We start from the raw sequence: 23672 nt of genomic DNA, 5'->3' as shown, positions 1-23672 counted from the left end.
CATGAACAAAAAACGGCCGCATCTTACCCTGTTGTGCTATTAATGCAATGGCTAATTTTAACGCAATCGTTACCGCCTTGCGTCAGAGGGTCGACGCGCTAGAATAGGCGCCCGCCAACCTGAATTGAGATCGTCATGAGTGATGTATTTTCTTCCGCCGACCATCAACTGGATGCCAAAGGCCTGCGCTGTCCCGAACCGGTCATGATGGTGCGCAAAACCGTACGCGGCATGCAGGAGGGGGAAACGCTGCTGATCGTCGCTGACGATCCGGCAACCACGCGGGATATTCCCGGTTTTTGCCGTTTTATGGAACATCGCCTGCTGGCCGCGCAAACGGAAACGCTGCCCTATCAGTTTTTGATCAAGAAAGGGATGGGTGAATAACGGCGGCGTTTGCCGCCGTCAGAGTGTTAATCCCGCGAGCGCAACAGCCGCAACGCGTTCGCCGTGACCAGCGCGGTGGCACCTGAATCAGCCAGTACCGCCAGCCACAATCCGGTCAGACCGAGCAGCGTCGTGACCAGAAACAGTGCCTTAAGCCCCAGTGCAATACCAATATTCTGGCGAATAATGCCCCGGGTACGACGTGCCAGCCTGATCATCGGGGCCAGGTGGCTAAGCTGATTGCGCGTTAAAGCCGCATCGGCCGCTTCCAGCGCGACATCGGTGCCGTTGCCCATCGCAATGCCCAGCGTTGCCGCCTTCATGGCGGGCGCATCATTGATGCCGTCACCCACCATCGCGACGACCTGCTGCTGACTGAGCTGGCGAACCTTCTCAACTTTGTCGGCAGGTAACAAGCCCGCGTGCCATGCGATATCCAGTTGCTGCGCTACCACGGCTGCCGCGCGTGGGTTATCCCCTGTCAGCATAATACTGTTGATGCCAAGCGCTTTTAACGCCTGCAAAGCGGCAGGGGTTTCACTGCGCAGGCGATCGCGCAATGCCAGCGCACCCAGCGCTTTGCCCTCACGCAGCAGGATAACGAGCGTGTCGCCTTGCGCTTCCTGCTCACTAATCAGGCGTTGTTGCTGCGGGTCCAGAAGGCTGACGTGCGCCGGTGCCAGCAGTTCAACGCGCTGGCCTTCAATCTCGGCCCTGATACCGCTTCCGGCCATCGCCTGTTGGTGAGTGGCTGACGGGATAGTCAAGCCTCGGGCCTGTGCGGCGGCCACGATGGCCGTCGCCAGCGGATGCGTTGAACCCTGCTCCACGGCTGCGCCCAGCAGCAGTATTTGTTCTTCAGTGAGATCGCCGAACGGCAAAATTTGGGTTAGCTGCGGTTTACCTTCTGTCAGCGTACCGGTTTTGTCGAACGCAATCGTCTGCACCGTACTCAGGCGCTCCAGTGCCGCGCCACCTTTGATGAGTGCGCCACGACGTGCCGCCGCCGCCAGGCCGGAGGTAATAGCGGCGGGCGTTGAGATCACCAACGCACAGGGACAACCAATCAGGAGTAACGTCAGGCCTTTATAGATCCATGGCAGCCAGGGGCCCGCGCCGAACAGGGGCGGTAACACCATGACCAGCAGGGCCAACAGCATAATCGCTGGCGTGTAAAGTCGACTGAAATGGTCAATAAAACGTTCCACCGGCGCGCGATGGGTTTCCGCTTCCTCAATCAGTTGCAAGATGCGGTCAATGGCACTCTCGCCGGGTTTTGACACCACGTCCAGTTCCACCAGGCGATCCACGCTGGTGGCGCCTGCCAGCACCTTTTCGCCCCGCGAGCGCAGAACCGGCAACGACTCCCCGGTTAAGGCGCTTTCATCGAAACTGGCGCTTTCAGCGACTAAACATCCATCTACCGGCAGACGACCACCGGCGGCAATCTCAATCCGGTCGCCGGGCTGCAGCGCCGCCAGTGGAACCTCAGTGCGAATGCCATTTTGCAGGCGCACGGCTGATTCGGGGCGCAGCGCCATCAGCTGGCTCACACCACTGCGTGCGCGGGTTGCCGCATAGGCTTCCAGTCGTTCACCCAGTTGAAACAGCAGCAGGACCATGGCCGCTTCCGCATGAGCGCCAATCAACAGCGCCCCTGCCGATGCCAGGGTCATCAGGGTTTCAATAGTAAAGGCGGAACCCGTTCGCAGGCGTTGCCATGCCTTACGCGCTACCGGAATCAGACCAACCAGCGTGGTCAGAATAAATAATCGATCGCCCCACACAGCACTGACCTGGCTGAGCGCCGTACTGGCTAGCATCAACCCGGCAAGCAGTATCAGGGGGAAACAGGTTTGCCATGGGGATGGCACCGGGGCGGAAACCAATGTTGAGGAGAGCTGGAAGCCGGCTTTTCTGACGGCGTCTTCTATTGCAGACTGAACCGGCGCACGGGCGTCAACGACCAGTTTTTCGCTGGTGAACAGCACGCGGGCCTGAGTAACGTCAGGCAGTTGGCGAACGGCGGTTTCGATGGAGCGGGCGCAACTGGGGCAGTCCATACCGCTGACCAGCCAACTGAACTGAAAGGCATCAGAGGATCGTCGTCGGTCACCTTCGTCATCGGCTTCGCTGCCGGATGAGCCAGCACACGGGCAGTCACTACCACCACCGTTACCGTCAGCGGTTTCGGGCGTCGCAGCAATAATAGAGAGAGTGCCGGAACGGACAGGGCGAATCGCACAAAGCGGTTTCGCGGCACGGTGTGTGCCGCAGGGCTTACCGCAGCCACAAGCATGATGTTGATGCATATAACCTCCGGAAGTCGTGGGCAACATGCCCACGGCTTATCTTACACCCGACGGTTTCATCCATCTCCAGATTTATTGTGACGGTTTCTTAGGCGATCCACAGGGAACGGACAATCATAAAGTGACCGGCAAAATAGCAGGCGGCGACGATGGCGCTGTCCGCGCTAAAGCGGCGGCGGTAATGGCTGATAAACCACACAATATTGGCCAGCAGAAGCAGAGCAGAACCGACAAGAATCGAGAAGCTGTAATCGCTCGGGCGGAAAAAATACTGCTCTGTTGCCATCCAGTTCATGACCAGCGTCATACCGATAAGCGTACAGACCGGCCAGCGTAGCGTTTCCAGCTTACTCCACAGCACACCAATCACGGCAACCCCGATAATCAAAAAGGTCAGCGGAATAGGCCAGTAGAAACTCATGGTCATGTTGGCGGCAAAGCACAGCGTATAGAGCAGATGCGACAGGAAAAACGCCCCCAGCGCATAGAGCGTTTGCTGCCGTGGCAGCAGCGTCAACGTGTCGCCGATCAGGGTGGCGACCAGTCCGGCCACAATCAGATAGTCAGAGGTGCTACGCGTCGGCGCTTGCCAGGCCAGCCCGACTAACAGCAGTAAGGTGACCGGTTTGAATAACCAGCGTTGCCATTGCGGCCCCCGGTAAGAGGCATCCACATACAGCCAGCCGGAGAAAAGTACAGCGAGAAAGGACCAGAGCATTGCTTCTCCCTTTTTACCAAAAATGGTGACAGTTCCTGAAAAACTCCTATCAGTCTAGGTTACGCCAGCACGATGTGACAATCGGTGAAGTCTGGTTGTATGCTTTAGCACGTCACCTGCACCCTCTGTAACCTGATAAAGCTGGGATAGTATGAAACCACCGCTCCTTTTTATTATTGTACTGGCTGTTATTGCGGTTTTAGCGACCCGCCAGTTCATCAGGCAGCGGCGTGAGGCCGCCGTTAACGATGCTTCGCCGGTACGTACGCTGGCGGTCGAAGTGAAAACCAAACGTGAGTTTTCGGTTTCCAGCCGCCGGTCGCGTGAGCGTGAAGTCATCGCCGGAGACGAAATGCGCTATGAAGCCTGGTTTCATCCGCTGAACGGCGAAAGCGATATCAAAATGCGGGTGAGCGAGGGCGACTACCATTTGATGGACAAGGGCACGGAAGGGGAGCTTACCCTGCAGGGCACGCGTTTTATTCGTTTTACGCCCACCCAGCGTTAACGGCGGGTCTGGTGCCCGCCGTGACGATGTTACTGATATTACTTGCGTGGGAAATTTTTTTTCTGCCACGCAACCAGTTCGAAAACGCCAAACAAAAAGACCTTTATCTGGGTGACACGATCGATCGGCGGTGCATCTTTGCCTTGTGTGGTGCGCAGCAAAACCAACTGCAAACCATGCATCAGAATCATAAATATCAGGGCCACATTGATAAACCAGGTCAATGGCTTTGGATAAGGATGAATCAGGTTAAACAGTAAAAAACCCCACACGCACAGCATCAGCAGGCGTCCTAAATTAAGTAACATCGTGTGTCTCCTGTTGGCGCTGATATAAGCGATAGGCCACCTGGCCGGCAATTTTTTCGCGGTAAAGATTCCAGTGCGCCGGAACCGGCGGTGCGCCGCGCTCGACTTCACTTTCAACGTAGATGAGTGCATCAGCAGTCAGCCAGCCGTTATTCTCCAGCAGTTGCAGCGTTTGTTCCAGCAGGCCCTGGCGAAAGGGGGGATCGATAAACACGATATGAAAGGGTTTACCGTCCTGAGCCAGCCAGGTGAGGGTGTTTGTCTGCACAACCTTGCCGTTAGCAGCCTGTAGCGTCTGTAAATTTTTTGACAGCTGCTGCGCCACCGGGCGTTCCAGCTCCAGTAAGGTTGCCGATGCGGCAAAACGCGACAAGGCTTCCAGCCCCAGCGCGCCGCTACCGGCAAAGCAGTCCAGGCAGTCGGCCTGTTGAATAGAGGGCGCCAGCCAGTTAAACAGGGTTTCGCGCACTCTGTCGGTAGTCGGCCGGAGCCCGGCGCTGTCCGGCACCGGCAATTTGCGGCCGCGCCACTGTCCGCCAATGATGCGGATTTGGCCTGCACCACCAGTCTTACGGAGAGGTTTTATCATTTTGCTCACAAATCTTCATAATTTGTTGCGTAGTTTAACGGGCGAAACGATGAGAAGAAACGTTAAAAAAGGGTGCTGTGGTGAGCTGGCTGGAAAGTGTTAGACTACAGCGTTGCTGCTGTTATGCATAATTCTGCGGTTTGACGCTCATCTGGCGTTTATCACCCATTACTGTTTTTAACCCTGGGTACATTGTGCTACCGGGATGAAGCCATCGAGGAGTGTGGTTACACAATGGCAAAAGAGAAAAAACGAGGCTTTTTTTCCTGGCTGGGATTTGGCAAAGAAGAAGAGAAACAACCCTCAACGGAAGAGCAGACATCACAGACTGCACAATCGGAAGTCCAGCAGCCAGAACAGGAAGCCCCGGCAATAAGTCAGGCGAAAACCCATGCGGAAGAGACCGTTGCAACCCCTGAACACGTCGTTGAACCGCAACGCCCCCTCGCTCCCGGCGCCACAGTAGAGCCCACGCCCCCTGCGTCAGACGCTGAACGTGCGTTGACTCAGCAGGAGGGCGGGATTGCACCGGCGAAAACCACTGAGCTTGCGCCCGTTCCCGCAGAAGATGATGCACCGCTGAGCGACGATGAACTGGCCGCGCTGGCGCTGGCCGATGCGGATATCGTTGAGGTCGCGCCTCACGAGCCTGAAACTGTGGCGTCAGAACCTGCCCCTGTGGCAGACGACGCACCGCTGAGCGATGACGAACTGACCGCGCTGGCGCTGGCCGATGCGGATATCGTGGAGGTTACGCCTCACGAGCCTGAAACTGTGGCGTCAGAACCTGCCCCTGTTGCAGACGACGCACCGCTGAGCGATGACGAACTGACCGCGCTGGCGCTGGCCGATGCGGATATCGTGGAGGTTGCGCCTCACGAACCTGAAACTGTGGCGTCAGAACCTGCCCCTGTGGCAGACGACGCACCGCTGAGCGACGATGAACTGACCGCGCTGGCTTTAGCGGGCGCGGATGCCGTTGAGGAAGCGCCTCACCATGCGGGTCAGGCAGAACCTACCGATACCGTCAGCGATCTTCCCCTTGCCGCCGCGCCGCTAGTGACGCAGGAGCAGGATCGTCCGACGAAAGAAGGCTTCTTTGCCCGCCTGAAACGTAGCCTGGTGAAAACCCGCCAGAACCTGGGCTCGGGTTTTATCGGCCTGTTTCGTGGCAAGAAGATCGATGATGAGCTTTTCGAAGAGCTGGAAGAGCAACTGCTGATTGCGGATGTGGGGGTTGAAACGACGCGCCGCATTATTACCAGCCTGACGCAGCAGGCCGATCGTAAACAGCTTCGCGATGCAGAGGCGCTTTATGGCCTGCTGAAAAGCGAGATGGCCGGGATTCTGGCGAAAGTCGAAGCACCGCTCAACCTTGAAGGTAAAACTCCGTTCGTCATTTTGATGGTCGGTGTAAACGGTGTGGGTAAAACCACCACCATCGGTAAGCTGGCTCGTCAGTATCAGGCTGAAGGGAAGTCGGTCATGCTGGCGGCGGGCGATACCTTCCGTGCGGCAGCCGTTGAACAGCTTCAGGTATGGGGCCAGCGCAACAACATTCCTGTGGTGGCGCAGCACACCGGCGCGGATTCTGCCTCGGTGATTTTCGACGCCATTCAGGCTGCCAAATCCCGTGGCGTTGACGTCTTAATCGCCGACACCGCGGGGCGTTTGCAAAACAAATCGCACCTGATGGAAGAGCTGAAGAAAATCACACGCGTGATGAAAAAGCTGGATGAGCAGGCGCCGCATGAAGTCATGCTGACAATTGATGCCAGCACCGGGCAGAATGCCATCAGCCAGGCCAAACTGTTCAATGAAGCCGTCGGTCTGACCGGCATTACCCTGACGAAACTGGATGGCACGGCCAAAGGTGGCGTGATTTTCTCGGTGGCGGATCAGTTTGGCATACCTATCCGTTATATCGGTGTTGGAGAAGGCATCGAAGATTTACGGCCCTTCAAGGCCGAGGATTTTATTGAGGCACTGTTTGCCCGAGAGGACTAATTAGGATGATTCGCTTTGAAGAGGTCAGTAAGGCATATCTCGGCGGACGTCAGGCGCTGCAGGGAGTAGATTTTCATCTGCGTCCTGGTGAAATGGCGTTTCTGACCGGCCATTCTGGCGCAGGGAAAAGTACCTTGCTGAAGCTGATTTGTGGCATTGAACGTCCCAGCGCCGGACAAATCTGGTTTAGCGGGCATGATATTTCACGTCTGCGTAACAGCGAGGTGCCGTTTCTGCGCCGTCAGATTGGGATGATCTTTCAGGATCACCACCTGCTGATGGATCGTTCCGTGTACGACAACGTGGCGATTCCGTTGATCATATCCGGGGCCAGCGGTGAGGATATCCGGCGTCGTGTTTCTGCGGCCTTAGACAAAGTGGGCCTGCTCGACAAAGCGAAAAGTTATCCTATTCAACTTTCTGGTGGTGAACAGCAGCGCGTCGGCATTGCGCGTGCCGTCGTGAATAAACCTGCGGTACTGCTGGCGGATGAACCGACGGGTAACCTTGATGAGGCCCTGTCTGAAGACATTCTGCGGCTGTTTGAAGAGTTTAACCGCGTTGGGGTGACGGTCTTGATGGCGACACATGATGTGGCGCTTATCGGCCGCCGAAATTATCGGGTGATGACGCTGAACAAAGGACGCCTGCACGGAGGCCACGATGGTCAATAAACGCAATAAACGCGCGACAGCGCCGAAGGCGAAGCAACCGTCGAAAAGCAAAGCGTTACGCGGCGGCATGCAGGAGCAGTGGCGCTATGCGCTGCGCGGTACGTTGTCTGACATGTGGCGTCAGCCACTGGCGACGTTGCTGACGGTGATGGTTATCGCCATTTCTCTGACGCTGCCCAGCGTGTGTTATATGGTGTGGAAAAACGTCAGCCAGGCCGCCACGCAATGGTATCCGGCTCCGCAGCTTACGGTTTATCTCTCTAAAACCCTGGACGACACCGCGGCGGAAAATGTGACGGCCCAGCTAAAGCAGGTCGATGGCGTGGAGCACGTCAACTATCTGACGCGTGAAGAGGCCCTGAACGAATTCCGTAACTGGTCAGGCTTTGGTGGCGCGATGGATATGCTGGAGCAGAATCCTCTGCCGGCCGTTGTCATTATTACGCCTAAGCTCAACTTCCAGAATTCCGACACCCTGCAAACCCTGCGCGACAGGGTGGCAAAAGTGCAGGGCGTAGACGAAGTGCGCATGGATGACAGTTGGTTCGCCCGTCTTGCGGCCCTGACCGGGCTGGTGGGACAAATTGCCTCCATGATCGGTATCTTAATGATCGTGGCGGTGTTCCTGGTGATTGGCAACAGCGTCAGGCTGAGCATTTTTGCCCGGCGCGATACGATCAACGTACAGAAGCTGATCGGGGCCACCGATGGGTTTATCCTGCGTCCGTTCCTGTATGGCGGGGCGTTATTAGGTTTCACCGGGGCGGTATTATCGCTGATTCTGTCTGAAGTGTTGGTCCTGCGTCTGCAGTCCGTCGTGGCGCATGTTGCGTCGGTGTTTGGCACGACATTCTCTCTGGAAGGGTTTTCCTGGGATGAGGCGCTACTGCTGCTGCTGATTGCGGCCATCATCGGATGGATTGCGGCCTGGCTGGCGACGGTACAACATTTACGCCGATTTACGCCCCAGTAAACTGCTGCAACATTTTTTTGTTATAATCATCCTCTGCTGCCGACAATGGGTGCAGAGGATGTTGCCCCGCTGTCATCTGTGTGTAAAATATACACTGCTATAATTGAACTTGTGGATAACTTTGTTTTCCAAGTAGCACAGATTGCTTTTGGTTTTCCTGCGACGTTGACATAATGTGACGTGCGCTTAAGGAAAGATGCGGCAATTCCACTGATTTTGTGAGGGTTTGAATGACCAAAGAAATGCAAACTTTAGCTATTGCTCCTCTGGGCAACCTGGAATCTTATGTTCGGGCTGCCAATACCTGGCCGATGTTGTCGGCAGAAGAGGAAAAGGCGTTGGCTGAACGGCTGCATTACCAGGGCGATCTGGATGCGGCAAAGACGCTGATCCTGTCTCACCTACGCTTTGTTGTTCATATCGCTCGTAACTACTCAGGCTACGGCCTGCCTCAGGCTGACCTGATTCAGGAAGGTAACATCGGCTTGATGAAAGCCGTTCGTCGCTTTAATCCTGAAGTTGGCGTCCGTCTGGTGTCCTTTGCCGTTCACTGGATCAAAGCGGAAATTCACGAATACGTGCTGCGTAACTGGCGTATCGTGAAAGTGGCGACCACCAAGGCACAGCGTAAGCTGTTCTTTAACCTGCGTAAAACCAAGCAGCGTCTGGGCTGGTTTAATCAGGATGAAGTGGAAATGGTCGCGCGTGAGCTGGGCGTAAGCAGCAAAGATGTGCGAGAAATGGAATCGCGCATGGCGGCTCAGGATATGACCTTTGATATGTCCGCTGACGATGAAAGCGGCGAAGGCAAATCCATGGCCCCGGTGCTGTATCTCCAGGATAAAACCTCTGATTTTGCCGACGGCATTGAAGAGGATAACTGGGAATCCCATGCGGCCGATAAGCTGACATACGCAATGGAAGGCCTGGACGAGCGCAGCCAGCATATTATCCGTGCCCGCTGGCTGGATGAGGACAACAAAACGACCCTGCAGGAACTGGCCGATCGTTACGGCGTTTCCGCAGAGCGCGTCCGACAGCTTGAAAAGAACGCGATGAAAAAACTCCGAATGGCGATCGAAGCCTGACGAGACAGGGCGACCTCAGGTCGCCCTTTTTACTGCCTGCGCGTTATTTCACCCAGCCGTCAACCTGCGCACGAAAACCACACGCCTGCATAAACGCCGCCCGGATGCGTTGATCGTCACTGCCGTCATCGGCAATCCACCAGTCGTTCAGCGATGGATTCTGCTGCATCGTTTCTTCCAGGAGATACTGACCGACACCACGCCGTTTGGTGGCCTCTCTTACCGTCAGATGATGCACCTTGCCATGAATCCCTGAAATTTCTAACTGCAATGCCGCCAGCAAACGATCGTTGAAGCGCGCGGCGTAAAGACGATGGCTTTCATTTAACGACGCCTCCAACTGCGCGATATCCCTTTCAGGCCAGATCTTCCCCAGGTCTGTCCGGTCCTGCTGCGTCAGCGAGGTCAGACGCATAATGGTGAGCTTCATAACAAACACCTGTATGTGTAAAAAGCCGATAATGTAGTCAATTCCCGTAACCGGAACCCCGACACATTTTAAGCAATAAAACAGGTCAAAACCGCGACCGAGTGCCAGGATAATAGTGATAAACAGGTATTCCGATTTTAAAGACAGCATAACGCGCTGGCCTGGTAAGCAAAAGCTGTGCATTGCCTCCAGATGATTATGCTGCTTAACAGTGCGAATCATGAATATGTCAGTTGCTTTACAGAATATACTTCCTGTTTAATAGTCTGAAATATAAAGCCTTATTACTAATAAAAGCCAGAAAAGCGTGCTAACTCATTATTGTTAAATCAGTTTTCCACTTTATCTGGCAGAAAATAACACCACTCACAACAAACACGACATAACTGATGGGGTAGTTCGCATGAAAATGACAGGTCGCGCGTTACTGGCAGGATGCGTTGCATTGGCGATGAGCCATGCGGCAATGGCGAAAGATATTAAAATAGCTATCGTAGGTGCCGCTACTGGCCCGGTCGCGCAGTATGGTGATATGGAATTTACCGGCGCTGCACAGGCGATTAAAGATATTAATGCCAAAGGTGGCGTAAACGGCGACAAACTGGTCGGTGTGGAATATGACGATGCCTGTGACCCAAAACAAGCGGTTGCAGTGGCCAACAAGGTGATTAACGACGGCATTAAATATGTCATCGGACACCTGTGTTCTTCCTCAACGCAGCCTGCTTCAGACATCTACAATGATGAAGGCGTGCTGATGATTACCCCGGCCGCCACGGCACCTGAACTGACCGCACGGGGTTATGCAGACGTGATGCGCACCACCGGTCTGGATTCTGATCAGGGCCCAACCGCAGCGAACTACATCCTGGACGTGATTAAACCAAAACGTATCGCTGTTGTGCATGACAAACAGCAGTACGGACAGGGCCTGGCGGAATCCGTCCAGAAAACCCTGAAAGCCAAAGGTGGCAACGTGGTGATGTTTGAAGGGATCACCGCAGGCGATAAAGATTTCTCTACCCTGGTTGCCCGTCTGAAGAAAGAAAACGTGGATTTCGTTTATTACGGCGGTTACTACCCGGAGCTGGGCCAGATTCTGCGCCAGGCTAAAGCCGCAGGCCTGAAGGCCGGCTTTATGGGACCAGAAGGCGTGGGCAATGCCTCGCTGTCTAACATCGCGGGCGATGCGTCTGAAGGGCTGTACGTCACATTACCAAAACGTTACGACCAGCTGCCACAGAACAAGGCGATTGTTGAAGCCATTAAAGCCAACACCGCGTCTAACCGTAAAGATCCTACCGGACCTTTCGTCTGGACCACCTATGCGGCTATCCAGTCTCTGGTCACCGGCATTGAGCGCAGCAAGAGCGATGAACCCGATGCGATTGCGAAGAACCTGAAAACCGGCGCACCTGTTCCAACGGTCATGGGCGACCTGAGCTGGGATCAGAAAGGCGATCTGAAGGGCTTTGAATTTGGTGTCTTCAAATGGCACAAAGACGGTTCGTCTACCGCTGTTAAATAAGGCAATGACTCTTCCCCGTGACCGGTGATCGGGGAAGCAGGCGAAGGCCATGCGCATGCTGTCGGGCCGCCTTCGCCTTGCTAACCCTCTTCTGCTGGCAGGAGAGGGGTTTTCTGGTTCCTGAGTAGGTCCTCACTATGTCCGAGCAGTTTCTCTATTTCATTCAGCAGATGTTCAACGGGGTAACCCTCGGGAGCACCTACGCGCTGATCGCCATTGGCTACACCATGGTTTACGGCATTATTGGCATGATCAACTTCGCCCACGGCGAGGTCTATATGATCGGCAGCTATGTCTCTTTTATCGTGATTGCCGCCCTGATGATGATGGGCATTGATACCACATGGCTGATGATTGCCGCCGGTTTTGTGATGGCGGTGATTATTTCCAGCGCCTATGGCTGGAGCATTGAGCGGGTGGCTTACCGGCCGGTCCGCTCCTCCAAGCGCCTCATTGCCCTGATCTCCGCCATCGGGATGTCTATCTTCCTGCAAAACTATGTCAGCCTGACCCAGGGCTCACGCGATCTTGCGCTGCCGAGTCTCATTACCGGCCAGTGGACGCTGGGAGAAAGCAATGGTTTTGCGGCCACGCTGTCGACCATGCAGGTGGTGATCTGGGTGGTGACGTTCCTGACCATGCTGGCGCTGACCTTGTTTATTCGCTATTCCCGCATGGGCCGCGCCTGCCGGGCCTGTGCTGAAGACCTGAAAATGGCCAGTCTGCTGGGGATTAACACGGACCGCGTGATATCGCTCACCTTCGTGATTGGTGCGGCGATGGCGGCAGTGGCCGGTGTGCTGTTAGGCCAGTTTTATGGCTCGATCAACCCGTTTATCGGCTTTATGGCAGGCATGAAAGCCTTTACCGCAGCGGTACTGGGCGGCATTGGTAGTATTCCCGGCGCGATGATCGGCGGTCTGGTGCTGGGCATTGCTGAAGCCCTGACCTCGGCTTATCTCTCAACCGAATATAAAGATGTGGTGTCGTTTGCCTTACTGATTGTGGTGCTGCTGGTGATGCCGACCGGTATTCTGGGCCGTCCGGAGGTAGAGAAAGTATGAAACGCCTTGGTCTGGTCAATGCACTGATCTCTACGGTCATGCTGCTGGTTCTGGCCGCGTTCTTTATGGGAATGCGCCTCGATCTGAATGGTACGAAGCTGCAGGTGGTGAATGCCGGTAGCGTGCGCTGGAACTGGATATTTATCGGTTGTGCGGTGGTGTTCCTGTTCCAGCTGCTGCGCCCGCTGTTTCAGGGCAAGCTGAAACGCAGCGGCGGCCTGGTGCTGCCCGGTTTTGATGGTTCCACGCCAAAGCAAAAGCTCGTCATGGCATTGATGATCGCCGCCGCCGTTATCTGGCCGTTCCTGGTCTCGCGCGGCAGCGTTGATATCGCGACGCTGACGCTCATCTACATCATGCTGGGCCTGGGGTTGAACGTGGTGGTTGGGCTGTCAGGGCTGCTGGTTCTGGGTTACGGCGGGTTCTACGCGATAGGCGCTTATACCTTTGCCCTGCTCAATCATTACTATGGTTTCGGTTTCTGGCAGAGCCTGCCGCTGGCTGGTTTAGTGGCTGCCGCGTTTGGTCTGCTGCTGGGGTTCCCGGTGTTGCGGTTGCGTGGTGATTATCTGGCGATTGTGACGCTCGGCTTCGGCGAAATCGTCCGTATCCTGCTGCTGAATAACACCGCGATTACCGGTGGGCCGAACGGTATTGCCCAGATTCCCAAACCCACGTTCTTCGGCCTGGAGTTTGGCCGCCGCGTCAGTGAAGGTGGATGGGGCACGTTTCACGACGTCTTTGGCATGAAATACGATCCCAGTGACAGGGTGATTTTCCTGTATCTGGTGGCATTACTGTTGGTGGTGCTGACGCTGTTTGTGATTAACCGCCTGCTGCGTATGCCGCTCGGCCGGGCCTGGGAAGCATTGCGTGAAGATGAGATTGCCTGTCGCTCGCTGGGCTTAAGCCCGACCCGTATTAAACTCACGGCCTTTACCATCAGTGCTGCCTTTGCGGGGTTTGCCGGTACGCTGTTTGCTGCCCGTCAGGGATTTGTCAGCCCGGAATCTTTTACCTTCGTCGAATCTGCTTTTGTTTTAGCCATCGTCGTGCTGGGCGGGATGGGATCGCAGTTCGCCGTTATTCTGGCCGCCATTTTGCTGGTGGTTTCACGTGAACTGATGCGCGATCTCAATGAGTACAGCATGCTGGTATTGGGTGGATTGATGGTGCTGATGATGATCTGGCGTCCACAGGGCTTACTGCCCATGAAGCGTCCGCACCTGAAACTCAGGCAGGGTAAACAAGGAGAGCAGGCATGAGTCAGCCTTTGTTAGCCGTTGAAGGCCTGATGATGCGCTTCGGCGGTCTGTTAGCCGTGAACAACGTAAAGCTGGAACTGCGGCCCCAGGAAATCGTGTCGCTTATCGGGCCAAACGGCGCGGGTAAAACCACCGTCTTCAACTGTCTGACCGGCTTCTACAAGCCCACTGGCGGCAGCATTACGCTGCGTGACAAGAATCTGGCCGGTTTATCCGGGCAGAAGATCGCCCGCATGGGGATTGTGCGTACGTTCCAGCACGTACGTCTGTTCCGCGAAATGACGGTGATTGAAAATCTGCTGGTCGCGCAGCATCAGCATCTGAAAAGCGGCGTCTTTTCAGGTCTGATTAAAACGCCTGCTTTTCGCCGCAGTGAAGGCGACGCGCTGGATCGTGCTGCCACCTGGCTTGAGCGCGTCGGCTTGCTGGACATGGCCAATCGTCAGGCCGGTAATCTGGCCTATGGTCAGCAGCGCCGACTGGAGATTGCCCGCTGCATGGTGACGCGCCCGGAGATTTTAATGCTGGATGAGCCGGCTGCCGGGCTTAACCCGCGAGAGACGCACGAGCTGGATGAGTTGATTGCCGAGCTACGTGGTGAGCATAAGGTTTCCGTGTTGTTGATTGAACACGATATGAAGCTGGTCATGGGGATTTCCGATCGTATCTATGTGGTGAATCAGGGAACGCCGCTGGCTAACGGCACACCGGAAGAGATTCGTAATAACCCGGATGTGATCCGTGCCTATTTAGGAGAGGCGTAATATGGCCATGTTAACCATTGATAACGTCAGTGCGCATTACGGAAAAATCCAGGCCCTGCACGGCGTTAGCCTGCATATTGACCAGGGTGAAATTGTGACCCTGATTGGTGCAAACGGGGCGGGCAAAACCACGCTGCTGGGTACGCTATGCGGTGAACCGCGTGCGACCAGCGGCACCATCACCTTTGACGGTAAAGCCATCACCGACTGGCAAACGGCGCGGATTATGCGCGAAGCCATTGCCATCGTGCCCGAAGGACGCCGCGTGTTTTCACGCATGACCGTGGAAGAGAATCTGGCAATGGGCGGTTTTTTTGCCAGCCGCCAGCAGTATCTGCAACGCATCGAACGGGTGTATACGCTGTTTCCGCGTCTGGCTGAGCGTAAAATTCAGCGGGCAGGCACCATGTCGGGTGGCGAACAGCAGATGCTGGCGATTGGCCGGGCACTGATGAGTCAACCGCGCCTGTTGTTACTGGATGAGCCTTCCCTGGGCCTGGCGCCGATTATTATTCAGCAAATATTCGATACGATTGAGCAGTTACGCAGCGAAGGCATGACGATTTTCCTGGTAGAGCAGAATGCTAACCAGGCTCTGAAGCTGGCCGATCGGGGTTACGTGCTGGAAAACGGTCACGTGGTGCTGGAGGACAGCGGCGAGGCGTTACTTTCCAATGAGGCCGTGCGCAGCGCATATCTGGGCGCATAGGTGGCAGGCCTGGCTCTCAGGCCAGGCGCATGTCGGGCAGCGCTCACTCTCGTTATCGCTTTTTTGGGTTTCGAGGGTGGGGCGCTGTCACACTTCAGTTATCTGGCTCACCTTTCCTGCCCTCGTCGTATCGTCCTCATGCATTAATCCCGCTTATCCCTGTCATCTTCTGACATTCCGCTGTCATTTTTCCGTCATCTGACTGTTATTTTTCCGTCATTTCAGCGTGTCATGTTACTTCGCGAGCAAAAAATGCGTGATAACGCGCGTACCTACCTGAACAGGAAAATTCTATGTCCGTTGTTACTTTTCGTCGTAGCCTGATGAGCGCACTGCTCGGTCTGGCGATCAGTGGTAATGCAATGGCCGCTACTGAGATCCCTTTCTGGCACTCAATGGAAGGCGAGTTAGGCAAAGAGGTTGACTCACTGGCGCAACGTTTTAACCAGGAACACCCGGATTACAAAATCGTCCCGGTGTACAAAGGGAACTACGAACAAAGTCTGGCGGCAGGTATCGCTGCGGTCCGCACAGGAAAAGCCCCGGCTCTGTTACAGGTTTATGAAGTGGGTACCGCCACGATGATGGCCTCCAAAGCCATCGTGCCGGTGTACCAGGTGTTCAAAGATGCTGGCATCCCAATGGATGAGAAGCAGTTTGTCCCTGCGGTCGCTGGCTACTACAGCAACGCACAAGGTCAGCTGATCTCTCAGCCCTTCAACAGCTCCACGCCGGTGCTGTACTACAACAAAGATGCGTTTAAAAAAGCAGGTTTGAATCCGGACCAGGCCCCCAAAACCTGGCAGGAACTGGCTAAGGATGCGGCTGCACTGCGTAAATCCGGCATGAGTTGCGGTTATGCCAGCGGCTGGCAGGGCTGGATTCAGATTGAAAACTTCAGCGCCTGGAACGGCCTGCCGGTTGCCACCAAAAATAACGGTTTCGACGGCACCGATGCGGTACTGGAGTTCAACAAACCGGCTCAGGTTCGTCATATCCAGCTACTGGAAGATATGAACAAGAAAGGGGACTTCACCTATTTTGGTCGTAAAGACGAATCGACCGCCAAGTTCTATAACGGTGACTGCGGCATGACCACGGCCTCATCGGGCTCGCTGGCGGATATTCGCCATTACGCCAAATTTAACTACGGCGTCGGCATGATGCCTTACGATGCGGATATCCCGAATGCACCGCAGAACGCCATTATCGGCGGCGCCAGCTTGTGGGTCATGAAGGGCAAAGATGCCAATACCTACAAAGGCGCAGCGGAATTTATGAAATTCCTCACCGAGCCAAAAATTGCGGCGGAATGGCATCAGAAAACCGGCTACCTGCCGATTACCACTGCCGCTTATGAGCTGACGAAGAAAGAAGGCTTCTACGAGAAAAACCCAGGTGCCGATATTGCGATTCGCCAGATGATGAACAAGCCGCCATTGCCTTATACCAAAGGCATGCGTCTGGGGAATATGCCGCAGATCCGTACCATTCTGGATGAAGAGCTGGAAGGCGTCTGGACCGGCAAGCAGTCGCCGCAGGCCGCGCTGGATAGTGCAGTGAAGCGTGGTAACGAACTGCTGCGTCGTTTCGAGCAACAGAATAAGTAATCCGTTCTGCAGGGCCAGCTGCGGCTGGCCTTTTTTCCTTAAAAGTCAGAGAACGCTATGTCTCCCTCTCGCCCGGTGTTTCGCAATCGACTGTTACCCTATTTTCTGGTGCTGCCGCAGCTCTTGATCACCGCTATTTTCTTTGTCTGGCCGGCCGGTGAAGCCCTGTGGTATTCCCTGCAAAATCTTGATCCCTTCGGTATCTCCAGTACCTTTGTCGGGCTGGACAACTTCAAACGGCTGTTTGCCGACGGTCTTTATCTGGATACCTTCTGGACCACCATCAAGTTTAGCGGCATGGTGGCTTTCTTTGGCATGGTGTCATCGTTACTGCTGGCCGCGCTGGTGGACTACGTGGTGCGCCTGCGTAAGCTCTATCAGATGCTGCTGTTGCTGCCCTACGCGGTGGCGCCGGTTATTGCTGCCGTGTTGTGGATGTTCCTGTTCAGCCCCGGTCTGGGTTTATTAAGCTATCTGCTTAACCACATGGGTTATAACTGGAACTTTGCTCAGAACAGCGGACAGGCCATGTTTCTGGTGGTGCTGGCCTCGGTGTGGCAACAGATGAGCTACAACTTCCTGTTCTTTTTCGCCGCATTACAGTCGATACCGAAGTCACTGGTTGAAGCCGCCGCCATTGATGGTGCAGGCCCGGTGCGTCGCTTCTTCTCGATTTCGCTGCCGTTGATCACGCCCGTGAGTTTCTTTCTGCTGGTGGTCAACCTGATTTATGCCTTCTTCGATACCTTCCCGGTCATTGATGCCGCGACAGGCGGTGGCCCGGTACAGGCGACGACGACGCTTATCTATAAAATTTATCGGGAAGGTTTTACCGGCCTGGATCTCTCCTCTTCAGCGGCACAGTCCGTGGTGTTAATGCTGCTGGTTATTGGCCTGACGGTCATTCAGTTCCGCTTCGTTGAGCGTAAGGTGCAATACCAATGATTGAAAATCGTCGCGGGCTGGACATTTTCAGCCATGTGGTGCTGGTGCTCGGCATCCTGACCATCCTGTTTCCGCTCTATGTCGCCTTTGTGGCGGCAACCCTGGATAACGACGCCGTGTATAACGTCCCGATGACGCTGATTCCCGGCACGCACCTGTGGGAAAACATTTCGCACATCTGGACGCGCGGCGTGAACGGCAACGGCCCGGCCTTTAGTGTGATGCTGATGAACAGCGTCATCATGGCGCTGGGGATCACCATTGGCAAAATCCTGGTGTCGATTCTGTCGGCCTTTGCGCTGGTGTGGTTTCGTTTTCCGCTGCGCTCCCTGTTCTTCTGGATGATCTTTATCACCCTGATGCTGCCGGTCGAAGTGCGTATTTTCCCGACAGTGCAGGTTATTGCCGATCTCAACCTGCTGGACAGCTACAGCGGGCTGACTCTGCCACTGATGGCCTCGGCCACCGCTACCTTTCTGTTTCGGCAGTTTTTTATGTCGCTGCCGGATGAGTTAATCGAAGCGGCGCGCATTGACGGTGCCAGCGCGATGCGTTTTTTCTGGGACATTGTGCTGCCCCTGTCGAAAACCAACCTGGCGGCGCTGTTCGTTATCACCTTTATCTACGGCTGGAACCAGTATCTCTGGCCGCTGTTAATTATCGATAACGCAAACCTGGGCACCGCCGTGGCCGGGATCAAAAGCATGATCTCCACCAGTGGTTCGCCGACCCAGTGGAACGAAGTGATGGCGGCAATGTTATTAACCCTGATTCCACCGGTGGTGGTGGTATTTGTTATGCAGCGCGCCTTTGTGCGTGGTCTGGTTGAGAGCGAGAAATAGAGATGGCAGGCGTAACCCTTCAGGCGGTGACCAAGTCTTACGACGGTAAAAATCAGATCATCCAACCGCTCAACGTCACGATTAATGACGGTGAGTTTATGGTTATGGTTGGCCCCTCCGGCTGCGGCAAATCCACGCTGTTGCGTATGGTCGCCGGACTCGAACGGGTAACCTCTGGTGATATCTATATAGCCGATAAACGCGTGACCCATGAAGAGCCGAAAGATCGCGGCATTGCCATGGTGTTCCAAAACTATGCGCTCTATCCCCATATGTCCGTTGAAGAGAACATGGCCTATGGCCTGAAAATTCGCGGCATGAGCAAAGAACAGGTTCGTCAACGGGTGCTGGAAGCCGCGCGGAGCCTGGAGCTGGATCATCTGCTGACGCGCCGTCCACGCGAGTTATCCGGTGGGCAGCGCCAACGCGTTGCCATGGGACGCGCCATTGTGCGTGAGCCAGCCGTCTTTCTGTTTGATGAGCCACTCTCTAACCTTGATGCCCGCCTGCGTGTTCAGATGCGCCTGGAGCTTCAGCAGTTGCATCGTCGTTTGCAGACCACGAGCTTATACGTGACGCACGATCAGGTAGAGGCGATGACGCTGGCCCAGCGCGTTATGGTCATGAATAAAGGGATTCTTGAGCAGATCGGCACACCGGTTGAGGTCTATGAACGACCAGCAAGCCAGTTTGTGGCTTCATTTATGGGTTCACCGGCCATGAATCTGATCCATGGCAATATCAGCCAGGATGGCTCACGCTTTACGGTTGATGCCTCTCACGGCATCGCTGTTGGCGAGGGGAAAGCGAAGTGGGCCAATCGTCCTGTGGTACTGGGCGTCCGACCCGAACATATTCAGATCACCAGCCAGGAGCAGGGCGGCATTCCGTTCCGGGTGGAAACCCTGGAAATGTTGGGCGCGGATAATCTGGCACACGGCCGCATCGGTGAGGCGCGTTTAGTGGTACGCTTGCCACACAGCGAGCGCCCTGAAGCAGGCAGTACCTTATGGTTACATCTGCCTGTAGGGTCGCTACATTTCTTCGATTCAACGCACGGGAAACGTCTGGAATGAGCAAAAAACTGTGGCCTTATCCGTCGATCGTCGCCCATCGTGGCGGTGGCAAACTCGCCCCGGAAAATACCCTTGCGGCGATTGATGTGGGGGCAAAATATGGCCATCTGATGATTGAATTTGACGCCAAATTGTCGGCCGATGCGCACATCTTCCTGCTGCATGACGATACGTTAGATCGCACCAGTAACGGCTGGGGCGTTGCCGGTGAGCTGCCATGGGACAAGCTGTCGCAACTCGATGCTGGCAGCTGGTTTAGTGACGTCTTCCAGGGCGAAAAACTGGCCCGGCTGGATGAGGTGGCAGAACGCTGCCGTCAGCATGGCATGATGGCAAACATCGAAATTAAACCCACAACAGGAACGGACGCGGAAACCGGGCGCGCTATCGCTCAGGCAGCGGCAACGCTGTGGCAGGGGCAAACCTTGCCGCTGCTTTCTTCTTTTTCGTATGCGGCGCTGGAAGCCGCTATGCAGGCTGAGCCTCAGCTACCGCGTGGGCTGTTATCTCACAGTTGGGATACGGCATGGAAAGAGAAAACTGGCGCGCTGGATTGCACCTCAATTCATCTGAATCACAAGGTTTTAACCGAAGCGCGGGTGGCAGAGCTAAAAGAGGCCGATCTGCGTATTCTGGTTTACACCGTCAACAGCCCTGACCGGGCCAGAACGCTGCTGAAATGGGGCGTCGATGCCATCTGTACCGACAGCATCGACCTGATTGGCCCCGATTTTAGTTAATACGAATTCTGTTGAGTCTGTTGATTCTGCTGCTGGCCCGGCTGCGATTTAATTACGCGCTGCTGGGCACTGTCCCGCTGTTCCTGCAATTTCCGCTGTAAATCCTGGTTCTGACGCTGCTGGTCCTGCTGCAGTTTATTCTGCTGTTGCTGCGACTGATTGAGCATCTGCGTTTGCATTCGCTGCTGGCTGGGGTTATAGCCAGGTTGATTAGGATTGTTGGTGTTATTCAACATGTTTGCCATGCCGGTTAACGGCAACAGGGCGGCGAAAACCATAAGCCACTTTTTCATTTTTATCCTCCAGTAAACGACCGGATGCTGTGTGCGCATGCCCGAATCGGGTCACGGGGTCGTGCAGATAAGTTTATGCACGACTTCAAATTACTGCTCCAGGAGTGCGCTGAATTTGCGTTACTTCTTGATATTCGACTGTGTTTGTAGTCAGTTACATAAAGAATAAAGAAATGTAAATAAAAGTGGAGAGTGGAAACAACATGATGATGCAAGGCAAACTTCGCCAGCTGGGCTGGTCATTATTGATGAGTTTTACTGTTGTGACCGGGGCGGGTGCCGCGCCGGTTCAGGCACCGCCAGTCTCTTATGGTATCGACAGCGATACGTTTCATCCGGTTAAGGCGCATAACGGTATGGTGGCCTCAGTGGATGCGCTGGCAACCCAGGTTGGCGTTGATATCCTGCGCCAGGGCGGTAACGCGGTGGATGCCGCCGTTGCGGTAGGTTTTGCGCTAGCGGTGACGCATCCGCAGGCGGGCAACCTGGGCGGTGGGGGCTTTATGCTGCTGCGCACGGCATCAGGACAGACCACGGCCATCGATTTCCGTGAAATGGCCCCGGCGGCGGCTTCACGCGACATGTTCCTGGATAAGCAGGGAAATGCCGATAGCAAGCTTTCACTCACTTCACATCTGGCCTCAGGTACGCCCGGCACCGTGGCGGGTTTTGCTTTAGCCGTCAACAAATATGGCACGCTGCCGCTCAGCAAGCTGCTGGCTCCCGCCATTAAACTGGCGCGTGACGGTTTTGTCGTCAACGATGCGCTGGCTGATGATCTGAAAACCTACGGAAAGGAAGTGCTGATCACGCATCCCAACAGCAAAGCCATTTTCTATAAGCCAGATGGCACGCCGTGGATAAAGGGCGACCGTCTGGTACAAAAAAATCTGGCCCACAGCTTACAGTTGATTGCTCAGCAAGGCCCGGATGCCTTCTATAAAGGGAAAATTGCCGATCAAATCGCTGCCGAAATGGCCCAGCATGGTGGGTTAATCAATAAAGCCGATTTAGCAGCCTATCACGCGGTTGAACGCAAGCCTGTCAGCGGCACCTATCGTGGCTATGAGGTGTTCTCCATGCCACCGCCTTCATCGGGCGGTATTCATATTGTGCAGATCCTCAATATCCTGGAAAATTTTGACCTGGGCAAAATGGGCTTCGGCAGTGCGGACGCGATGCAGGTTATGGCGGAAGCGGAGAAATATGCCTACGCGGACCGTTCAGAATATCTCGGCGACCCGGATTTCGTTAAGGTGCCGTGGCAGGCGCTGACCAGTAAAGCCTATGCGAAGTCCCTGGCGCAGCAGATTGATATTGCCAAAGCCCGCCCGTCCAGCGACATCAAGCCGGGTAAACTGGCTCCGTATGAAAGCAACCAAACCACCCATTTTTCGGTTGTGGACAAAAGTGGCAATGCGGTCGCTGTCACCTATACGCTTAACACCTACTTCGGCAGCGGTATCGTCGCCGGTAACAGCGGCATTCTGATGAATAACCAGATGGATGATTTCTCAGCCAAGCCGGGTACGCCAAATGTTTATGGGTTAGTCGGTGGCGAAGCCAATGCCGTGCAGGCCAAGAAACGTCCGCTCTCTTCGATGTCACCGACTATCGTGGCGAAAGACGGGAAAACCTGGCTGGTAACGGGCAGCCCTGGCGGTAGCCGCATTATCACGACGGTATTACAGATGGTGGTAAACAGCATTGATTACGGTATGAACGTGGCAGAGGCAACCAATGCTCCACGCTTCCATCACCAGTGGCTGCCCGATCAACTGCGGGTTGAGAAGGGGTTCAGCCCGGATACCTTGCGGTTGCTGGAAGCCAAAGGTCAGCATGTGAAAGTTCTGCCGTCGATGGGCAGTACACAAAGTATTATGATTGGACCTGACGGAACGCTCTACGGGGCTTCTGATCCGCGCTCTGTAGACGATCTGAGTGCAGGATATTGATTTAAAAGGGCAACCTTGGGGTTGCCCGTCACGCTATACTTTCAGTCTCGCCATATAATGTGTATCAATCATGGCACCGTCGCGCATGGCATAGCCTTGCGCGGTGCCTTCAATCCGGAAACCGAACGCGTGATAGAGCGCTATCGCTTTGTCATTGTCGGTAAATACCGAGAGTTCAATACGCGTAATCTGTAGCCAGTTGTCGCACAGATCGATCATGGCCGCCATCAGAGCTTTGCCAATGCCCCGACGATGAAACGCCGGATCGACGCCCATTCCTAGGGTGGCACAGTGCCGACGCCGCGCAGCCGTCATGGCCTCAAGCGTCAGTTGCCCAACAACCTGCTCATCGAGACACGCCACGAGCATATGTACGCCCGCGCGCGGATGGCTAAGTTTTTGCTCCCACAGCGTGGGCGATGGATAGGGCAAGTGCAGCGTCGCCGCCTGGGTCTCCGGCTGACTATAGAGGCGCGTTAATGCGGGCGCATCCGTGGGAATGGCATGACGGATGGTCACTGGGCTCATGGCTATTTTCCTTGTGGGTGGCGCGATAAACCCTTTAAACATCAAGGAATTCACGTTGGACGTCAATGAAAATAATGCGCAAAAAGACTTTACAGACGCGAATGATAATGATTATTATTGCTATGCGTTCTCCGGTGTCAGCGACACTTTAGAAAGCACGACATTGCTCACATTGCTTCCAGTATTATTTAGCCAGCCACGTGCTGGCTTTTTTTTGCCCACTCTCCGCGACACCTTCTTCAGCGCCTTTCAACAACCCTTCATTCAATGTTCATAATTTTTGAACAGAGAGGTGAAGTTTTTCAGCTATCAATCTTTTCCACCTGATACCACACTATAAAAAACATTGAGGAGATTTG

25 protein-coding genes are annotated in these 23672 nt (G+C 54.9%); 18 read left to right on the top strand and 7 right to left on the bottom strand.

From position 1 onward, the window contains the following. The first annotated feature begins 135 nt into the window (after positions 1–135). Positions 136–387 (top strand): sulfurtransferase TusA, encoded by a 252-nt coding sequence (tusA, locus tag A6A26_RS03975; RefSeq protein ID WP_063877562.1) that lies wholly within the window; start codon positions 136–138, stop codon positions 385–387. 26 nt (positions 388–413) lie between these two features. Here the strand turns inward: tusA and A6A26_RS03970 are convergent, their stop codons facing one another. Together A6A26_RS03970 and A6A26_RS03965 are read right to left on the bottom strand one after the other, a co-directional pair. Continuing rightward, positions 414–2699, bottom strand: a complete 2286-nt coding sequence (locus tag A6A26_RS03970) for a zinc/cadmium/mercury/lead-transporting ATPase (RefSeq protein WP_063877561.1) — start codon at positions 2697–2699, stop codon at positions 414–416. Positions 2700–2787: 88 nt separating this feature from the next. Further along, the gene (locus tag A6A26_RS03965; RefSeq protein WP_063877560.1) at positions 2788–3417 is read right to left on the bottom strand and encodes a lysoplasmalogenase; all 630 of its coding nucleotides are present in this window, start codon (positions 3415–3417) and stop codon (positions 2788–2790) included. Positions 3418–3568: 151 nt separating this feature from the next. Between A6A26_RS03965 and A6A26_RS03960 the strand changes: the two genes are divergently transcribed. After that, on the top strand, positions 3569–3925 hold the full coding sequence (locus A6A26_RS03960) for a DUF2500 domain-containing protein (protein ID WP_063877559.1): 357 nt from the start codon (positions 3569–3571) through the stop codon (positions 3923–3925). A 38-nt stretch (positions 3926–3963) separates the two neighbouring features. On the opposite strand, the gene A6A26_RS03955 is transcribed toward A6A26_RS03960, so the two are convergent. Continuing rightward, on the bottom strand, positions 3964–4233 hold the full coding sequence (locus A6A26_RS03955; RefSeq protein WP_013027564.1) for a DUF1145 family protein: 270 nt from the start codon (positions 4231–4233) through the stop codon (positions 3964–3966). Then, the gene (rsmD, locus tag A6A26_RS03950) at positions 4223–4822 is read right to left on the bottom strand and encodes a 16S rRNA (guanine(966)-N(2))-methyltransferase (protein ID WP_063881051.1); all 600 of its coding nucleotides are present in this window, start codon (positions 4820–4822) and stop codon (positions 4223–4225) included. The genes A6A26_RS03955 and rsmD overlap by 11 nt, the downstream gene beginning before the upstream one ends. 234 nt (positions 4823–5056) lie before the next feature. Between rsmD and ftsY the strand changes: the two genes are divergently transcribed. From ftsY to rpoH, 4 genes are all read left to right on the top strand, one after another. Further along, positions 5057–6829: a signal recognition particle-docking protein FtsY gene (ftsY, locus tag A6A26_RS03945; RefSeq protein WP_063877558.1), complete on the top strand. Its 1773-nt coding sequence runs from the start codon at positions 5057–5059 to the stop codon at positions 6827–6829. 5 nt (positions 6830–6834) lie between these two features. After that, entirely contained in the window at positions 6835–7503 is a 669-nt protein-coding gene (ftsE, locus tag A6A26_RS03940; protein ID WP_063877557.1) for a cell division ATP-binding protein FtsE, read from the top strand. After that, complete coding sequence (ftsX, locus tag A6A26_RS03935; RefSeq protein ID WP_063877556.1) at positions 7493–8476, top strand: permease-like cell division protein FtsX; 984 nt, start codon at positions 7493–7495, stop codon at positions 8474–8476. The genes ftsE and ftsX overlap by 11 nt, the downstream gene beginning before the upstream one ends. A 230-nt stretch (positions 8477–8706) precedes the next feature. Further along, the gene (gene rpoH / locus A6A26_RS03930) at positions 8707–9564 is read left to right on the top strand and encodes an RNA polymerase sigma factor RpoH (protein WP_013027559.1); all 858 of its coding nucleotides are present in this window, start codon (positions 8707–8709) and stop codon (positions 9562–9564) included. Between the two features lie 43 nt (positions 9565–9607). Here the strand turns inward: rpoH and panM are convergent, their stop codons facing one another. Then, positions 9608–9994 (bottom strand): aspartate 1-decarboxylase autocleavage activator PanM, encoded by a 387-nt coding sequence (gene panM / locus A6A26_RS03925; protein WP_063881050.1) that lies wholly within the window; start codon positions 9992–9994, stop codon positions 9608–9610. Positions 9995–10397: 403 nt separating this feature from the next. On the opposite strand from panM, the gene A6A26_RS03920 reads away from it, so the two are divergent. The 10 genes from A6A26_RS03920 (at position 10398) to ugpQ (ending at position 20537) form a co-directional block, all read left to right on the top strand. Then, positions 10398–11522, top strand: a complete 1125-nt coding sequence (locus A6A26_RS03920) for a branched-chain amino acid ABC transporter substrate-binding protein (protein WP_063877555.1) — start codon at positions 10398–10400, stop codon at positions 11520–11522. A 137-nt stretch (positions 11523–11659) separates the two neighbouring features. Continuing rightward, positions 11660–12586: a high-affinity branched-chain amino acid ABC transporter permease LivH gene (livH, locus tag A6A26_RS03915; RefSeq protein ID WP_063877554.1), complete on the top strand. Its 927-nt coding sequence runs from the start codon at positions 11660–11662 to the stop codon at positions 12584–12586. Then, a complete protein-coding gene (locus tag A6A26_RS03910; protein WP_063877553.1) occupies positions 12583–13851 on the top strand; it encodes a high-affinity branched-chain amino acid ABC transporter permease LivM in 1269 nt (422 codons plus the stop codon). The genes livH and A6A26_RS03910 overlap by 4 nt, the downstream gene beginning before the upstream one ends. Next, positions 13848–14615 (top strand): high-affinity branched-chain amino acid ABC transporter ATP-binding protein LivG, encoded by a 768-nt coding sequence (gene livG / locus A6A26_RS03905; protein WP_063877552.1) that lies wholly within the window; start codon positions 13848–13850, stop codon positions 14613–14615. The genes A6A26_RS03910 and livG overlap by 4 nt, the downstream gene beginning before the upstream one ends. Before the next feature lies 1 nt (position 14616). Next, positions 14617–15324, top strand: a complete 708-nt coding sequence (gene livF, locus A6A26_RS03900; protein WP_063877551.1) for a high-affinity branched-chain amino acid ABC transporter ATP-binding protein LivF — start codon at positions 14617–14619, stop codon at positions 15322–15324. 293 nt (positions 15325–15617) lie between these two features. After that, entirely contained in the window at positions 15618–16934 is a 1317-nt protein-coding gene (gene ugpB, locus A6A26_RS03895; RefSeq protein ID WP_063877550.1) for a sn-glycerol-3-phosphate ABC transporter substrate-binding protein UgpB, read from the top strand. Between the two features lie 57 nt (positions 16935–16991). Further along, complete coding sequence (gene ugpA / locus A6A26_RS03890) at positions 16992–17879, top strand: sn-glycerol-3-phosphate ABC transporter permease UgpA (RefSeq protein ID WP_063877549.1); 888 nt, start codon at positions 16992–16994, stop codon at positions 17877–17879. Beyond that, the gene (gene ugpE / locus A6A26_RS03885; RefSeq protein WP_063877548.1) at positions 17876–18721 is read left to right on the top strand and encodes a sn-glycerol-3-phosphate ABC transporter permease UgpE; all 846 of its coding nucleotides are present in this window, start codon (positions 17876–17878) and stop codon (positions 18719–18721) included. Before ugpA ends, ugpE begins: the two co-directional genes overlap by 4 nt. 2 nt (positions 18722–18723) lie before the next feature. Then, positions 18724–19797, top strand: a complete 1074-nt coding sequence (locus tag A6A26_RS03880) for a sn-glycerol-3-phosphate import ATP-binding protein UgpC (protein ID WP_063877547.1) — start codon at positions 18724–18726, stop codon at positions 19795–19797. Further along, on the top strand, positions 19794–20537 hold the full coding sequence (gene ugpQ / locus A6A26_RS03875; RefSeq protein WP_063877546.1) for a glycerophosphodiester phosphodiesterase: 744 nt from the start codon (positions 19794–19796) through the stop codon (positions 20535–20537). Before A6A26_RS03880 ends, ugpQ begins: the two co-directional genes overlap by 4 nt. Here ugpQ and A6A26_RS03870 read toward each other — a convergent pair. After that, positions 20534–20830, bottom strand: a complete 297-nt coding sequence (locus tag A6A26_RS03870; RefSeq protein ID WP_063877545.1) for a DUF2756 domain-containing protein — start codon at positions 20828–20830, stop codon at positions 20534–20536. The genes ugpQ and A6A26_RS03870 overlap by 4 nt on opposite strands. A gap of 203 nt (positions 20831–21033) precedes the next feature. Between A6A26_RS03870 and ggt the strand changes: the two genes are divergently transcribed. Then, a complete protein-coding gene (gene ggt / locus A6A26_RS03865) occupies positions 21034–22785 on the top strand; it encodes a gamma-glutamyltransferase (RefSeq protein WP_063877544.1) in 1752 nt (583 codons plus the stop codon). Positions 22786–22818: 33 nt separating this feature from the next. Here the strand turns inward: ggt and A6A26_RS03860 are convergent, their stop codons facing one another. Next, positions 22819–23313 carry a GNAT family N-acetyltransferase gene (locus A6A26_RS03860; RefSeq protein WP_063877543.1) on the bottom strand — a complete coding sequence of 165 codons (495 nt, stop codon included), beginning with the start codon at positions 23311–23313 and terminating at the stop codon, positions 22819–22821. On the opposite strand from A6A26_RS03860, the gene A6A26_RS25360 reads away from it, so the two are divergent. Next, positions 23312–23590: a hypothetical protein gene (locus A6A26_RS25360; RefSeq protein WP_128604220.1), complete on the top strand. Its 279-nt coding sequence runs from the start codon at positions 23312–23314 to the stop codon at positions 23588–23590. The genes A6A26_RS03860 and A6A26_RS25360 overlap by 2 nt on opposite strands. Positions 23591–23672 lie beyond the last annotated feature (82 nt).

This window comes from Pantoea sp. OXWO6B1 (assembly GCF_001641135.1).
Classification (GTDB): Bacteria; Pseudomonadota; Gammaproteobacteria; order Enterobacterales; family Enterobacteriaceae; genus Pantoea; species Pantoea allii.
Note: the sequence above shows the minus strand (reverse complement) of the source record. Positions and strands in the feature narration are given on the sequence as shown.

Excerpts from the sequence above, each read along its gene's own strand:
- tusA (WP_063877562.1), top strand. The coding sequence starts at position 136 with ATGAGTGATGTATTTTCTTCCGCCGACCATCAACTGGATGCCAAAGGC.
- A6A26_RS03970 (WP_063877561.1), bottom strand. The coding sequence starts at position 2,699 with ATGCATCAACATCATGCTTGTGGCTGCGGTAAGCCCTGCGGCACACAC.
- A6A26_RS03965 (WP_063877560.1), bottom strand. The coding sequence starts at position 3,417 with ATGCTCTGGTCCTTTCTCGCTGTACTTTTCTCCGGCTGGCTGTATGTG.
- A6A26_RS03960 (WP_063877559.1), top strand. The coding sequence starts at position 3,569 with ATGAAACCACCGCTCCTTTTTATTATTGTACTGGCTGTTATTGCGGTT.
- A6A26_RS03955 (WP_013027564.1), bottom strand. The coding sequence starts at position 4,233 with ATGTTACTTAATTTAGGACGCCTGCTGATGCTGTGCGTGTGGGGTTTT.
- rsmD (WP_063881051.1), bottom strand. The coding sequence starts at position 4,822 with ATGATAAAACCTCTCCGTAAGACTGGTGGTGCAGGCCAAATCCGCATC.
- ftsY (WP_063877558.1), top strand. The coding sequence starts at position 5,057 with ATGGCAAAAGAGAAAAAACGAGGCTTTTTTTCCTGGCTGGGATTTGGC.
- ftsE (WP_063877557.1), top strand. The coding sequence starts at position 6,835 with ATGATTCGCTTTGAAGAGGTCAGTAAGGCATATCTCGGCGGACGTCAG.
- ftsX (WP_063877556.1), top strand. The coding sequence starts at position 7,493 with ATGGTCAATAAACGCAATAAACGCGCGACAGCGCCGAAGGCGAAGCAA.
- rpoH (WP_013027559.1), top strand. The coding sequence starts at position 8,707 with ATGACCAAAGAAATGCAAACTTTAGCTATTGCTCCTCTGGGCAACCTG.
- panM (WP_063881050.1), bottom strand. The coding sequence starts at position 9,994 with ATGAAGCTCACCATTATGCGTCTGACCTCGCTGACGCAGCAGGACCGG.
- A6A26_RS03920 (WP_063877555.1), top strand. The coding sequence starts at position 10,398 with ATGAAAATGACAGGTCGCGCGTTACTGGCAGGATGCGTTGCATTGGCG.
- livH (WP_063877554.1), top strand. The coding sequence starts at position 11,660 with ATGTCCGAGCAGTTTCTCTATTTCATTCAGCAGATGTTCAACGGGGTA.
- A6A26_RS03910 (WP_063877553.1), top strand. The coding sequence starts at position 12,583 with ATGAAACGCCTTGGTCTGGTCAATGCACTGATCTCTACGGTCATGCTG.
- livG (WP_063877552.1), top strand. The coding sequence starts at position 13,848 with ATGAGTCAGCCTTTGTTAGCCGTTGAAGGCCTGATGATGCGCTTCGGC.
- livF (WP_063877551.1), top strand. The coding sequence starts at position 14,617 with ATGGCCATGTTAACCATTGATAACGTCAGTGCGCATTACGGAAAAATC.
- ugpB (WP_063877550.1), top strand. The coding sequence starts at position 15,618 with ATGTCCGTTGTTACTTTTCGTCGTAGCCTGATGAGCGCACTGCTCGGT.
- ugpA (WP_063877549.1), top strand. The coding sequence starts at position 16,992 with ATGTCTCCCTCTCGCCCGGTGTTTCGCAATCGACTGTTACCCTATTTT.
- ugpE (WP_063877548.1), top strand. The coding sequence starts at position 17,876 with ATGATTGAAAATCGTCGCGGGCTGGACATTTTCAGCCATGTGGTGCTG.
- A6A26_RS03880 (WP_063877547.1), top strand. The coding sequence starts at position 18,724 with ATGGCAGGCGTAACCCTTCAGGCGGTGACCAAGTCTTACGACGGTAAA.
- ugpQ (WP_063877546.1), top strand. The coding sequence starts at position 19,794 with ATGAGCAAAAAACTGTGGCCTTATCCGTCGATCGTCGCCCATCGTGGC.
- A6A26_RS03870 (WP_063877545.1), bottom strand. The coding sequence starts at position 20,830 with ATGAAAAAGTGGCTTATGGTTTTCGCCGCCCTGTTGCCGTTAACCGGC.
- ggt (WP_063877544.1), top strand. The coding sequence starts at position 21,034 with ATGATGATGCAAGGCAAACTTCGCCAGCTGGGCTGGTCATTATTGATG.
- A6A26_RS25360 (WP_128604220.1), top strand. The coding sequence starts at position 23,312 with ATGGCTATTTTCCTTGTGGGTGGCGCGATAAACCCTTTAAACATCAAG.
- A6A26_RS03860 (WP_063877543.1), bottom strand. The coding sequence starts at position 23,313 with ATGAGCCCAGTGACCATCCGTCATGCCATTCCCACGGATGCGCCCGCA.